The organism is Thiopseudomonas denitrificans, from assembly GCF_002866065.1.
Lineage (GTDB): Bacteria > Pseudomonadota > Gammaproteobacteria > Pseudomonadales > Pseudomonadaceae > Thiopseudomonas > Thiopseudomonas denitrificans.
Genome location: NZ_LNJZ01000008.1, coordinates 39,210 through 52,551 on the forward strand (window position 1 = coordinate 39,210; position 13,342 = coordinate 52,551).

Annotated in this window: 14 protein-coding genes; 7 read left to right on the forward strand and 7 right to left on the reverse strand. The window is 61.2% G+C overall.

Annotated features, from left to right (window positions below; translation table 11 throughout):
• Nucleotides 1-7 precede the first annotated feature (7 nt).
• The 4 genes from AR306_RS07880 to AR306_RS07895 are packed head-to-tail and all read right to left on the reverse strand — an operon-like array spanning nucleotide 8 to nucleotide 2,158.
• Nucleotides 8-919, reverse strand: a complete 912-nt coding sequence (locus AR306_RS07880; protein WP_101497033.1) for a response regulator — start codon at nucleotides 917-919, stop codon at nucleotides 8-10.
• Nucleotides 920-962: 43 nt separating this feature from the next.
• On the reverse strand, nucleotides 963-1,454 hold the full coding sequence (gene secB, locus AR306_RS07885; protein ID WP_101497034.1) for a protein-export chaperone SecB: 492 nt from the start codon (nucleotides 1,452-1,454) through the stop codon (nucleotides 963-965).
• A 39-nt stretch (nucleotides 1,455-1,493) separates the two neighbouring features.
• Nucleotides 1,494-1,745, reverse strand: a complete 252-nt coding sequence (gene grxC / locus AR306_RS07890; protein WP_101497035.1) for a glutaredoxin 3 — start codon at nucleotides 1,743-1,745, stop codon at nucleotides 1,494-1,496.
• Entirely contained in the window at nucleotides 1,742-2,158 is a 417-nt protein-coding gene (locus AR306_RS07895; protein ID WP_101497036.1) for a rhodanese-like domain-containing protein, read from the reverse strand. Before AR306_RS07895 ends, grxC begins: the two co-directional genes overlap by 4 nt.
• 217 nt (nucleotides 2,159-2,375) lie before the next feature.
• On the opposite strand from AR306_RS07895, the gene gpmI reads away from it, so the two are divergent.
• From gpmI to AR306_RS07910, 3 genes are all read left to right on the forward strand, one after another.
• A complete protein-coding gene (gene gpmI, locus AR306_RS07900; RefSeq protein WP_166627871.1) occupies nucleotides 2,376-3,911 on the forward strand; it encodes a 2,3-bisphosphoglycerate-independent phosphoglycerate mutase in 1,536 nt (511 codons plus the stop codon).
• Between the two features lie 53 nt (nucleotides 3,912-3,964).
• Nucleotides 3,965-5,239, forward strand: coding sequence for a murein hydrolase activator EnvC family protein (locus tag AR306_RS07905; protein WP_407071197.1), 1,275 nt, complete (start codon nucleotides 3,965-3,967; stop codon nucleotides 5,237-5,239).
• Nucleotides 5,240-5,375: 136 nt separating this feature from the next.
• Entirely contained in the window at nucleotides 5,376-6,623 is a 1,248-nt protein-coding gene (locus AR306_RS07910; protein WP_407071198.1) for a S41 family peptidase, read from the forward strand.
• Between the two features lie 63 nt (nucleotides 6,624-6,686).
• On the opposite strand, the gene hisF is transcribed toward AR306_RS07910, so the two are convergent.
• The 3 genes from hisF to hisB all read right to left on the reverse strand — a co-directional run bounded on the left by hisF (nucleotide 6,687) and on the right by hisB (nucleotide 9,224).
• On the reverse strand, nucleotides 6,687-7,448 hold the full coding sequence (gene hisF / locus AR306_RS07915; RefSeq protein WP_101497039.1) for an imidazole glycerol phosphate synthase subunit HisF: 762 nt from the start codon (nucleotides 7,446-7,448) through the stop codon (nucleotides 6,687-6,689).
• Nucleotides 7,449-7,711: 263 nt separating this feature from the next.
• Nucleotides 7,712-8,446, reverse strand: a complete 735-nt coding sequence (gene hisA, locus AR306_RS07920) for a 1-(5-phosphoribosyl)-5-[(5-phosphoribosylamino)methylideneamino]imidazole-4-carboxamide isomerase (protein ID WP_101497040.1) — start codon at nucleotides 8,444-8,446, stop codon at nucleotides 7,712-7,714.
• Nucleotides 8,447-8,630: 184 nt separating this feature from the next.
• Nucleotides 8,631-9,224: an imidazoleglycerol-phosphate dehydratase HisB gene (gene hisB, locus AR306_RS07925; RefSeq protein ID WP_101497041.1), complete on the reverse strand. Its 594-nt coding sequence runs from the start codon at nucleotides 9,222-9,224 to the stop codon at nucleotides 8,631-8,633.
• 101 nt (nucleotides 9,225-9,325) lie between these two features.
• Here hisB and AR306_RS07930 point away from each other — a divergent pair, with 101 nt between their 5' ends.
• The 4 genes from AR306_RS07930 to AR306_RS07945 all read left to right on the forward strand — a co-directional run bounded on the left by AR306_RS07930 (nucleotide 9,326) and on the right by AR306_RS07945 (nucleotide 13,335).
• Complete coding sequence (locus AR306_RS07930; RefSeq protein WP_101497042.1) at nucleotides 9,326-9,727, forward strand: acetyl-CoA sensor PanZ family protein; 402 nt, start codon at nucleotides 9,326-9,328, stop codon at nucleotides 9,725-9,727.
• A gap of 103 nt (nucleotides 9,728-9,830) precedes the next feature.
• The gene (locus AR306_RS07935; protein ID WP_101497043.1) at nucleotides 9,831-12,005 is read left to right on the forward strand and encodes an AsmA family protein; all 2,175 of its coding nucleotides are present in this window, start codon (nucleotides 9,831-9,833) and stop codon (nucleotides 12,003-12,005) included.
• Nucleotides 12,002-13,066, forward strand: coding sequence for an A/G-specific adenine glycosylase (gene mutY, locus AR306_RS07940; RefSeq protein WP_101497044.1), 1,065 nt, complete (start codon nucleotides 12,002-12,004; stop codon nucleotides 13,064-13,066). Before AR306_RS07935 ends, mutY begins: the two co-directional genes overlap by 4 nt.
• Nucleotides 13,063-13,335 carry an oxidative damage protection protein gene (locus AR306_RS07945; RefSeq protein WP_101497045.1) on the forward strand — a complete coding sequence of 91 codons (273 nt, stop codon included), beginning with the start codon at nucleotides 13,063-13,065 and terminating at the stop codon, nucleotides 13,333-13,335. Before mutY ends, AR306_RS07945 begins: the two co-directional genes overlap by 4 nt.
• The last annotated feature ends 7 nt before the right edge of the window (nucleotides 13,336-13,342 follow it).

The following is a 13,342-nucleotide window of genomic DNA, read 5'->3' on the forward strand; positions in this document are numbered from 1 at the left end:
AAAAACGCTAGGCACCCGGTGTGAAATGCCTTTGTGTTGTGCCGCGGGCAATCAGGCGTGAAATATAGTCCAGCTTCTGCGGATCACGGTCGACAAAGCGGCATTGCACCTGTACCCACTGGATCTCTCCGCCGTTTTCAACAGCACTCAGGGCATGCACATAGGCATTTAGGCGGGCCACTTCACTGGTCTGGTCGCCCTGTTCCAGATCAACCACCACACTGGACAGGATCTGGGGCAAGACCTCGCCACGCTTGACCAGCACCACCATCTCTTTCAGGCTGATCGCCTTGATGGCGCACGGTAACTCCGCCCCGGGCAGACGCAACACGGCCTGGCCGCGTGACTGCGTGACGGCCGGAGCAGGAGAAGAAGCCGCTTTTCGGGCCGGCTGGGCAGGTGCGGCAGCCGGTACCGCCACTCTGGGCCGGGGCGCTTCCGCCCTCGCCTTGCCGCCTCCGGTCAGCACGGCCAGCGAGTCGCCGCCAGTGCCCGTACTCAGGGTGGGAGCTGCCGCATTTTGCAGTGCGGCCAGTCGTCCGCTGCCGGCCAGGGCCTTTTTTACCTTGGTGACCAGCTGTTCACCGGTAAAGGGCTTGCCGACATAGTCGGATACGCCCGCCTGTATGGCCTGAATGACATTTTCCTTGTCGCCCCGGCTGGTCACCATGATGAATGGCGTGCCGGCATGCTGTGCCTGTTCCCGGAACCACACCAGCAGTTCCAGCCCGGACATCTCCGGCATCTCCCAGTCACACAGCACCAGGTCGAAAGTCTGGCCCGACAGCAGCTGCTGCGCCTTGCGGCCATGTGACGCTTCCTCGATACCGATGCCCGGGAAGGTTCCACGCAGACATTTCTTTATCAGATCACGGATAAAAGATGCATCATCAACAACCAGCACATTGATTCTGTCCATTTTCACCCCCTTGATGACTGAAACTGTCCGCGTGGATGCAGGGTCATTCCTGTCCGCTATTATCTGTTGCCGCCGCCTGACGACGTTGCAACTCTTGTGCATAGATGGCATCAAAGTTGACCGGGGCCAGCATCAGTGCCGGGAAGGAGCCCTTCACCACCATGCCGTCCAGCGTTTCCCGCGCATAAGGGAACAACAGGCTGGGCGCAAACGAACCCAGGGCATGGCCCAGGGAAGCCTCATCCAGACCCTGGATCAGGAAAATGCCGGCCTGCTCGACTTCGGCGATAAACGCCACTTCGTCCTCGATCCGTGCCGTTACGGTAATGCCCAGGCCCACTTCATAGAAATCGCCTTCAAGGTGGCTATGGCCGGTGCTCAGCTGCATTTCGATCTTGGGGGCCCATTCCTTGCGGAATACTTCCGGGCTTTTCGGCACCTCGAACGACAGGTCCTTGATGTAAATACGCTGCAGGGAAAACTGTGAGCCCTGTTCCTGCTCTGCAGCAACGCCGTTCTGATTTTGTTCGCTCATGTTGAATCCTTTTAGAAAGTGATGACTGAGACTGGCCGGTCAGGCCAGCAAAGCGTCCAGCTTGCCTGCCCGCTCAAGGGCGAACAGGTCGTCACAGCCCCCTACGTGCTGCTCACCGATCCAGATTTGCGGTACCGAAGTGCGGCCCGCCTTTTGCGCCATGGCGGCACGCACATCCGGCTTGCCATCCACGCTGACTTCCTCGTAAACCGCGCCCTTGCTGTCCAACAGCTGCTTGGCACGAATGCAGTACGGGCACCAGTTGCTGCAATATATGACGATGGTGTTCATTTTGCCTTGACCGTTGGTAAATTGTCGCCGCGCCAGCCGTTGATGCCACCGGACAGGCGTGCCGCAGTAAAACCGGCCTCCCTCAGCTGGGTACAGGCCGGGCCGGCAGTCATGCCCGAATCACAGACCACGACAATGGTCTTGTCCCGGAACCTGTCCAGCTCGCCGATGCGAGCGGCCAGCTTGTCACGGGGAATGTTGACCGAATCGACAATATGTCCGGCGGAGAAGTCCTTGCCCTGGCGAATGTCCAGCACGATCGCCTGATCGGCATTGACCAGGCTGGTCAGCTCGCGCGAACTGAGCGATTTGCCCGAACGGCGTGTCTCATACAGCAGCAGTGCAATGGCCAGCACCACAAAGGCGCTGCTCAGCAGATAATGGTTACCAACAAATTCAATCAGCCTATCCATTCTCGGGACTCGTTTCCGGTGGGTTAAAATCGGGCGATTATACACGAATTGCCGGCCTCGCGCTCCTGCCTGCGCCACAGCAGGCCTGCAATTTCCCACGCAGCAGCCCACCCGTTGCTTCCGGCGCTTTCCGCTCGCCATGCAGCCAGTCATGACGAACGCCATGGTTCAGGGTAAAATGCAGCGTTCAGAAAGCATCCACGCGAGAGTGTACGTCATGCCCCAAGCCCCCAAGCCTGTTGTTCTGGTCATTCTGGATGGATTTGGCCATCGTGAAGACGCCGATAACAACGCCATTTTCCATGCCAATACTCCGGTCTATGACGCTTTGCGCCAGCAGTACCCGCATGGTCTGATTTCCGGCAGCGGCATGGATGTCGGCCTGCCCGACGGCCAGATGGGTAACTCGGAAGTGGGCCACATGAACCTGGGTGCCGGCCGCGTGGTGTATCAGGACTTCACCCGCATCACCAAGGCCATCGATGATGGCGAGTTTTTCAGCAATCCGGCGCTGGTTGCAGCGGTGGACAAGGCCGTCGCCGCCGGCAAGGCCGTGCACCTGATGGGCCTGCTGTCCGACGGTGGCGTCCACAGCCACCAGGACCACATTGCCGCGATGATCAAACTGGCAGCGCAACGCGGTGCCAAAGAGGTCTACCTGCACGCTTTCCTTGACGGTCGTGACACGCCGCCGCGCAGTGCCCAGGGTTTTATCGAGTTCATCGAGGGTGTCTTTGCCGAAGCCGGCACCGGCCGCATCGCCTCGCTGATCGGTCGCTACTTTGCCATGGACCGAGACAACCGCTGGGACCGGGTCGAACAGGCGTGGAAGCTGCTGGTCGATGCACAAGGACTGTTCACTGCCGCCAGCGCCAGCGCAGGACTGGCCGCCGCTTATGCCCGTGACGAGAACGACGAATTCGTCAAGGCAACCGTGATCGGCAAGCCCGCACCGATGCAGGACGGCGACGCGCTGATCTTCATGAACTTCCGCGCCGACCGCGCGCGCGAAATCACCCGCCCGTTCATCGAGCCGGATTTCAGCGAGTTCCAGCGTGACCGTGTACCCGCACTGGCCGGCTATGTAATGCTGACCCAGTACGCCGCCAGCTTTGCCGCGCCCTGCGCCTTCGCCCCCTTCACACTGGACAACGTACTGGGCGAATACCTGGGCAAGCTGGGCAAGACCCAGCTGCGCATCGCCGAAACCGAGAAATACGCCCACGTCACCTTCTTCTTCTCCGGTGGCCGCGAAGAACCCTTCCCCGGTGAAACCCGCGTGCTGATTCCTTCACCCAAGGTCGCCACCTACGACCTGCAACCGCAGATGAGCGCCCCCGAAGTGACCGATCGCATCGTCGAGGCCATCGACCAGCAGGAATTCGACGTCATCATCGTCAACTACGCCAACGGAGACATGGTCGGCCATACCGGCGTGTTCGAGGCTGCCGTCAAGGCCGTGGAATGCCTGGACGAATGCCTTGACCGCATCACCGGTGCGCTCAAGCGGGTCGGCGGCGAAGCCCTGATCACCGCCGACCACGGCAACTGCGAACAGATGACCGACCACTGCACCGGCCAGGCGCACACCGCCCACACCACCGAGCCGGTGCCCTTCATCTATGTCGGCGAGCGCGCAGCCTGCATCCGCAAGGGCGGCGTCCTCGCTGATGTCGCCCCGACCTTGCTGACCCTGATGGGCATACCGGTACCGGCAGAAATGACCGGTACCAGCATTGTCGAGTTCAAGTGATGCGGTTGCCACACAGAACCGGTGCGACACCTGCGCCACGCCGGAGCAGTCCGCTGCTTCGCCGTGGTGCCGCTCTGTTGCTCGGTGCATGGCTGGCCGGTAGCAGCCCGTTGCTGCTGGCCGACGAACGCAGCGACGCACAAAAGGATATCCGCAAGGCGCAGCAGGACATCGCAGAACTGGAAAAGCTGATCAAGCAGATCCAGTCGGAAAAATCCGCTGCACAAAAGGCGTTGCAGGATACCGAAAAGGACATCGGCAACCTGGAAAAAGATATCCGCTCCCTGGAGGCGGAGCAAAAAAAAAATGAGCGGGAAATCCGCGAATTCGAACTAGAGAAAGGCAAACTCGAAAGCCGCCGCCAGCAGCAGCAAAAACTGGTTGCCGTGCAAAGCCGCGCCGCCTACCAGGCCGGCCAGCACGAGCCGCTGCGCCTGTTCTTCAACCAGCAGGAACCGGCACTGATCAGCCATAACCTGACCTACTACCAGTACCTGCAGCAGGCCCGCCAGCAACAGATCAGCCAGCTCAAGGCCACGGTACAGCAGCTGACCGAGCTGCAGGCAGCCATCGACCAGAACCAGCAGGAGCTGGAGCAGCAAAAGGTGCAACTGCAGCAACAGCAGGCAAAGCTGGCCGATCTGCGCCAGCAGCGTCGCCAGCAGGTGGCCGAGCTAAGCAAGAAACAACAGGGCAGCCAGCAACAACTGGCCAGCCGTCAGCAAGACCAGAAGAAGTTCAACGAGCTGCTGGCCGCCATCGAGAAAAAGCTGGCCCGCCAGGCTGAAGAAGAGCGCCTGCGCCGCGAACGGGAGCGCCAGCTGGCCCTGCAGCAGAGCCAGGCCCGCATCCGCCAGCAGCAGTCAGCAGGCACCAGCCCGGCCAGCGGCCCGCAGGTCAGCAGCCAGTTCAGCCACCCCGGTGGCAACTTCGCCCAGGCCCGCGGCAAGCTGCCCTGGCCAGTTGACGGCCGCCTGCTGGCCGGCTTCGGCAGTCCACGCAGCGACACCCGCAGCAAGTGGGATGGCGTACTGATCCAGGCCGCCGAAGGCCACCAGGTACGCGCCATCCATCCGGGCCGGGTGGTGTTTGCCGATTGGCTGCGTGGCTCCGGCCTGCTGGTGATCATTGATCACAACGACGGCTACCTGAGCCTGTACGGCCACAACCAGAGCCTGCTGGTGAATGCCGGCGACAGCATCAAGGCCGGCCAGCCGGTCGCCACTGTCGGCAATACAGGCGGACAGGCGCAATCGGCGCTATACTTTGCCATCCGCAAGCAGGGTCAGGCCACCGACCCCGGCCAGTGGTGCCGGCGCCAGGGCTGATGTCCCCGGGCAGGACACACACCGGCCTCCAGACAACACGCAGCTTGCAGCACCGAGTTACCCGATCCTTCACGCGAACCAGGAGTTTCACCCCATGCGCCCTGTTTTCCGCCAGCCTGTCCGCCAGGCCGTCAAAATGCTCCCGGCTGTCCTGTTCAGCAGCCTGCTATGGGCCCAGGACAGCCCGCAACCCGCCGAGGGGGACCTGCCACTCAACGAGCTGCGCACCTTTGTCGAAGTCATGGAGCGCATCAAGATGGCTTACGTCGAGCCGATCGACGACAAAACCCTGCTGGAAAACGCCATCAAGGGCATGCTGGCCAACCTGGACCCGCACTCGGCCTACCTCGGCCCCGAGTCCTACCAGGAGCTACAGGAAAGCACCAGCGGCGAGTTTGGCGGCTTGGGTATCGAGGTCGGCATGGAAGACGACCAGCTCAACGTCATCTCGCCAATTGACGACACCCCGGCTTTTGCCGCAGGCATCGAGGCCGGTGACCTGATCCTGAAAATCGACGGCCAGCTGACCAAGGGACTGTCACTGATGCAGGCTGTGGAAAAACTGCGCGGCAAACCAGGCACCAGCGTGACCCTGACCATCGGCCGCGGGCACCAGGCTCCCTTTGACGTCAAACTCAAACGCGCCGTGATCAAGAATCGCAGCGTGCGCGGCCAGCTGCTGGATGGCGACTACGGACTGGTGCGCATCAGCCAGTTCCAGACCCATACCGGCAAGGAAGTGGGCAAGGCCCTGCAACAGCTGGAGAAAGACAACGGCAAACCGCTGGCCGGCCTGGTGCTGGACCTGCGCAACAACCCCGGCGGCGTGCTGCAGGCGGCGGCGGAAGTGGCCGACCACTTCCTCAGTCGGGGCCGGATCGTTTATACCGAAGGCCGCATTCCCAATTCGCACATGAGCTTCGATGCCGGCCCGCAAATCAGCATCGCCAGTCACATTCCACTGGTGGTACTGATCAACGGGGGCAGTGCCTCGGCATCGGAAATCGTTGCCGGCGCCCTGCAGGACCACAAGCGCGCAGTGATCATGGGCACCAACAGTTTTGGCAAGGGCTCGGTACAAACCATTCTGCCACTCAATGACGATCACGGGGTCAAGCTGACCACCGCCCTGTACTTCACCCCGTCGGGACGTTCCATCCAGGCCCAGGGCATCGAGCCTGATATCCAGGTCGAGCGTGGCAAGCTGAGCACACAAAGCCAGCCCGGCATGATCAAGGAAGCCGACCTGGCCCGCCATCTGGACAATACCCAGCAACCGGCCAGCCCGGAACGCAAGGCCCGGGCCGAACAGCTACAGAATGACAATCAGCTCGCCCAGGCCCTGAGTCTGCTCAAGGGCCTGAACGTGCTGGGCAAAAAATAATGCATCCGGTTCCGGGCTGTTTTTGCACACAGCCCGGAACCCGCACACGGATGTCTCCGGATATCAGCCGGCCACGTTGATGCCGCGCTCGCGCAGGTAGGCCTTGGCATCGGGTACGCTGATCTCGCCAAAGTGGAATACGCTGGCCGCCAGTACGGCCGAGGCCTTGCCTTCGATGATGCCGTCGGCCAGGTGCTCCAGCGTGCCGACACCGCCGGACGCCGTTACCGGTACATTCACCGCCTCACTGATGGCCCGGGTCACACCCAGGTCAAAGCCGTTCTTGGTGCCATCGCCGTCCATGCTGGTGACCAGCAACTCGCCGGCACCCAGCTCTTCCATCTTCTGCGCCCAGCCGATGGCCTCGATGCCGGTATTGGTCTTGCCGCCGTGGATGAACACCTCCCAGCCGTTCTCCGAGGTTTTTTTCACGTCGATGGCGACAACAATGGTCTTGCTGCCAAACTTCTCCGCTGCTTCACGCACAAAGTCGGGGTTGCTGACCGCCGCCGAACCAATGGATACCTTGCTGGCACCCGCTTCCAGCAGGCGCTGCACATCCGTCACAGTGCGCACGCCGCCGCCGACCGTCAGCGGAATACTGATGGCGTCGGCAACCTTCTTCACCAACTCGACGGTGGTGTCGCGGCCTTCGTTGGTGGCACTGATATCAAGGAAGGTCAGCTCGTCGGCACCCTGTTCGCTGTAGCGACGGGCGATTTCCACCGGATCACCGGCATCACGGATATCAACGAAGTTGACGCCCTTGACCACACGGCCGTTTTCAATGTCCAGGCAGGGGATGATGCGTTTGGTGTTGCTCATGGTGTGTTGCTCCATGTGTGGGGTGTAGTTTGGTGTTGCCGACATCTGGGCCTCCATCGCTGGGGCATGGATTACGCAAACACGCCGCAAGTACGTCCCTGTAGGCTCCGCGCCGCCATCCATGGCGGCACAGGGTTTGCTTCACCCATGCCCCAGCGCTGCGCAGATTCCGTGCAGGCTGCGAATGATGATTGCGTCGCACACCGGTGTTTGGGGCGGCTGAAATCATCACATAAAAAAGCCCTCTTTCGAGGGCTTTCATTTTATTTGAATCCGTCGCACAAGGCTTGTGCTTCTGCCACATCCAGTGTGCCTTCGTAGATGGCACGGCCGGTGATGGCACCGATGATGCCCGGCGCTCGTGCATCGAGCAGGGCCTGGATATCCTTGATGGTATGGATGCCGCCGGAGGCGATCACCGGGATACGTGTGGCATTGGCCAGCGCCGCAGTGGCTTCGACGTTGCAGCCCTGCATCATGCCGTCTTTTGCGATATCGGTGTAAACGATGGCACTGACGCCGTCATTCTCGAAACGCCTGGCCAAGTCGATGACCTGCAGCTGGCTGACTTCAGCCCAGCCGTCGGTGGCAACGAAACCGTCCTTTGCATCCAGGCCGACAATCACCTTGCCGGGGAATGCCTTGCAGGCCTCGGTAACGAACTCGGGCTCTTTCACCGCCTTGGTGCCGATGATCACGTAGCTGACGCCGGCACGCACATAGTGCTCGATGGTTTCCAGGGTGCGGATACCGCCGCCGATCTGGATTGGCAGTTCGGGATATTTTTTCGCGATGGCGGTAACCACTTCACCGTTGACCGGCTCGCCCTCAAAGGCACCGTTCAGGTCAACCAGATGCAGACGACGGCAGCCGCCTTCCACCCACTTGGCCGCCATGCTGACGGGATCATCGGAGAATACCGTGGAATCATCCATGCGGCCCTGGCGCAAACGTACACAGGCACCGTCTTTCAAATCAATTGCAGGAATAATCAGCATTGTTGTTTCGCTTTGGTTTATTTCGCATCAAAAGCTTGCGTGCTTGCCGGTCTGACAGGTGTTGCGCAAAGTCGCCGTAAATACATCCCTGTAGGCTCGAGGGCGACATCCATGTCGCCCACGCTTTGCTCCACACCTGCCAGACCGGCTCCCGACATTGTGCAATCGTCGAGCGCTCAAAAAATTACAGCGAACCCTTGGTCGAAGGCATGCGGCCTTCCATGCGCGGGTCCAGCGTCAGCGCCATGCGCAGGGCACGGCCAAACGCCTTGAATACGGTCTCGATCTGGTGGTGGGTGTTGATGCCACGCAGGTTGTCGATGTGCAGGGTCACCTGGGCGTGGTTGACGAAGCCCTGGAAGAACTCCTGGAACAGATCAACATCAAAACCGCCAACCAGAGCACGGGTATAGGGCACATTGAACTGCAGGCCCGGACGACCGGAGAAGTCCAGCGCCACACGGGACATGGCTTCATCCATCACCACATAGGAGTGGCCATAACGGGTGATGCCCTTCTTGTCACCAACGGCCCTGGCAAAGGCCTGTCCCAGGGTAATGCCGACGTCTTCCACGGTGTGGTGGTCGTCGATGTGCAGGTCACCCTTGCAGTGGATGTCCAGGTCGATCAGGCCATGGCGGGCGATCTGGTCAAGCATGTGCTCCATGAAGGGCACGCCCATGTCAAACTTGCCTTCACCGGTACCATCAAGGTTAATGGCGACCTTAACCTGGGTTTCCAGGGTGTTACGCTCCACAGAAGCAGTACGCTGAGTCATTCTTGGCTCCATCGTCAACAGGGCACAACCCTCGCCCGCAAATCATTTAAGCCGGTATTATATCGGCAAACCCTAATCCATCGCCACTAAAGGAGCACAGCATGCCGGTATATCTGGAGCATGTTCAACTGCCCAGCAGTCAGGACCAGACCGATCTGGACAAAATCTACGCCGACGCGCCGGACTGGCTGCTGGCCCCCTATGCCGATGCCGACGCCCTGCTGCAGGACAACCTGCCCCATGGCCGCATGGTGGGCGCACGCTTCAACGCCCGCCTGCTGGGTGCCGCCATCCTGTTGCGTGAAGCGGATCGCTGGCAGGTCAGCCATCTCTGTGTCCGCGAAGTGACCCGCATGCGCGGCGTCGCCCGTCGCCTGCTCAGTGAGCTGCAGCGCGACGCGGCCAGCCAGGGTGCCAGCCTGTCGATGGCCCTGCCGCGCAATCGTCCCGAGCTGGAAGACCTGGCCGGGCACCTGGGTGTAGCCTGGCACTATCTGGACTAGCAACCTGCAGCCTGCCACAGAGGCCGCAAAAACCACCATCCACTGCAAACAAAAGCACTCTGCTACACTATGCATATATGCCAATCCTGAGGAAATCCGGGTCATGAAATCATTGAGCAAACTGCTGGGCCTTGTGATTGTGGGCCTGCTGATCCTGATTGTGGGCGCAGGCTTCGCCCTCACCCACCTGATTGATCCCAATGATTACAAAGACGAAATCCGCTCCCTGGTGCAGGACAAAACCGGCTATGACCTGCAAATTGACGGCGATATCGGCTGGAGCCTGTTCCCCTGGCTGGGGCTGGAGCTTAACGACACCCGCCTGGCCCGCCTGGACATGCACGAACAACCCTTTGCCAACGTGCGCCTGCTGGCGCTGTCGGTAAAAGTGATGCCGCTGCTGCGCAAAGAGATCCGCATGAGCGACATCCGCATTGAAGGGCTTGACCTGCAGCTGGTGCGCAATGCCAAAGGCGACAGCAACTGGGAAACCTCCGATGCCGAAGCCGGCACGCCCGCCAGCCCGGCCACTGCGGCCGACGCCCCGCAAGAACCCGTTACCCCGCCGACCAGTATCAAACTGGAAATCGACAGCCTGATCGTCAACAGCGCACGCCTCGACTATCGTGACGAGCAGGGCAACCGGCGCATCACCCTGGAAAACGTACAGATCAGCGCCGGTGCCATCGGCGAGCGCCGGAACATTCCGGTCAAGCTGTCCGGCTTTCTGGCCAGCGACGCGCCCCTGCTGCGAGCCCGCATGGAAATGTCCACCAGCGCATGGATGGACCACAGCACCCGGCAATATCGGCTGGACAACCTGAAGCTGGCCGGAGAGCTGGCCGGCGAACCCCTGAACAACAAATCCGCCAACATTTCCGCTACCGGCAATGTGCAACTCGACCTGCAACAGCAACAACTGGAATGGCAGCAGCTCAGGCTTTCCATCAATCAGCTCAAGGGCATGGGCGAACTGCAAGTCAGCCAGCTGAGCAGCGACCCCGCCATCAGCGGCCAGCTGTCACTGGCCGCGTTCAGCCTGCGCGAATTCCTGCCCGGTATCGGCCTGGAACTGCCCAAGATGCAGAAAAAATCGGCACTGGGCCACTTCGAGCTGACCACCGACCTGCAGGGCAGCAGCAACAGCCTGCTGCTCAACAATGCCAGCCTGCGCCTGGATGACAGCAGCTTCACTGGCGAGCTGGGCATCAGCAACCTGGAACAGGGCATCATGCTGGTCCGGCTGAACGGTGACCAGCTCAGCCTGGACGACTACCTGCCGCCCGCAACCCCGGCCGACAAGCCGGTGCGGGCCGCAAAAAGCACAGGTACCGGCGCGGACACGCCTCCCGCAACACCCCGAGACAACCCCTGGGATGACAGCCCCCTGCTGCCCCTCGACACCCTATCAGACCTCAATCTGGACCTTGAGCTGCAGCTCGACCGGCTCACCGCAGAAAAGCTGCCGCTGGACAACACCCGCCTCAGCCTGCAGGCCCGCAATGGCAATATCAACCTCAAACAGTTCACGGCCAGCCTTTATGGTGGCGGCCTGACCTTCAGCGGCAGTCTGGACAGCAAGGCAGCACCGGCCCGGCTCCGCCTGCACAGCACCATCGACCAGCTGCCGATCGACAAAGTCATGGCCGCACTGGGCGAGGAAGCCCCGGTCACCGGCAAGCTGAAGCTGGACAGCCAGCTCGCCACCAGCGGCAACAGCCAGCGCCAGTGGATCAGCCAGCTGGACGGCAAGGCCAACCTTGAGATCATTGACGGCACCCTGCCCGACTCCAACCTGGAACAGCAGCTGTGCCTGGCCATTGCCACCCTCAACCGCAAATCCCTCAGCCAGGACTACAGCCGCACCAGCACACCCTTCAACCAGCTGAAGACCAGCGCCAGTCTGAGCAAGGGCAGCGTCAACACCCCCGACCTGCGCATCGCCATTCCCGGCCTGCAGATCAAGGGCAAAGGTCAGCTGGACCTGAATCACATGGGCATGGACCACCGCCTGGACATTATCCTGCAAGGCGACACCCGCCCCATGCCGGACCCGGCCTGCACCATCAACCAGCGCTACGTCGGTATTGAGTGGCCGGTACACTGCCGTGGCCCGCTGGCCGATGCCGGGCAGAACTGTCGTATCGACCAAGACGGACTGGGCAAGGTTGCCACCCGCCTGGCCGGCGACAAGCTGACCGAGAAAATCGAGGAAAAACTCAAGGACAAGGTTAGCCCCGACCTCAAGGATGCCCTCAAAGGGCTATTCCGCAAGTGACCGGCCCGGAGTTTTCCTCCGCTGTGCTGGCCTGGGCCGCCCGGCACGGCCGCAAGGACCTGCCCTGGCAACAGGATGTCAGCCCGTACCGGGTCTGGATTTCCGAGATCATGCTGCAACAGACCCAGGTCACTACCGTGCTGGGCTACTTTGAACGCTTCATGCAGCGCTTTCCTGATTTGCACAGTCTGGCTGCAGCCGAACAGGACGCAGTGCTGCACCTGTGGACCGGGCTGGGTTACTACAGTCGTGCCCGCAATCTGCATAAAACCGCACAGCTGCTGGTCAGCCGGCATGACGGCGAGTTTCCGCGCACGGTAGACGAGCTGGCCAGCCTGCCCGGCATCGGCCGCAGCACCGCCGGTGCCATCGCCAGTCTGGGCATGGGCCTGCGCGCACCCATTCTGGACGGTAACGTCAAACGGGTACTGGCCCGTTACTCGGCCCTGCAAGAGCATCCCGGCACCAGCGCCGCCACCCGCCAGCTCTGGGAGCTGGCCGAACGGTTGACCCCGCCGGCGGCACTGGCCGGCGCCTATACCCAGGCAATGATGGACCTGGGCGCAACCCTGTGCACCCGCAGCAAACCGGACTGTGACAACTGCCCGCTGCAGAGCGGCTGCCAGGCACGGCTGCTCGGCCTGCAAAACCAGCTGCCGGTACCACGACCCAAAAAGGTTCTACCCGAACAGCACACCTGCATGTTTTTGCTGGAAAACCCCAACGGCGAAATCCTGCTGCAACAGCGTCCCTCACAAGGGCTCTGGGGCGGCCTCTACAGCCTGCCCGAGCGGGACAGTCCCGATCAGCTGCCAGCATTGCTGCACAGCCTGCAACTGACCGAAATTGCCCGCATCAGCCTTCCCGTCCTGAGCCACACCTTCAGTCATTTCCGCCTGCACATCCAGCCCTGGCTTGTTCACACACAGGTTGCCGGCGTGGCAGAGATGACGACCACGCCACAGGTTTGGTATAACAGGGAGCATCCCCCATCCATCGGCCTGGCCGCCCCCGTAAAGAAACTTTTGCGCAGCCAGACCCAGTCAAGGAGTATCCAATGAGCCGTACCGTGATGTGCCGCCTGCACAAAGAAGAACTGCCCGGCCTGGCCAAGCCACCCTTCCCCGGCGCCCGTGGCGAAGACATCTTCCAGAACATCTCGCAAAAGGCCTGGGACGAGTGGCAGCACCACCAGACCATGATCATCAACGAGCGTCACCTGAACATGATGGACGCCAAGGATCGCAAATACCTGATGGGCGAAATGGACAAATATTTTGCCGGCGAGGAGTTCGAGCAAGCCGAAGGCTATGTCCCTCCCAGTGAATAGTGTTATT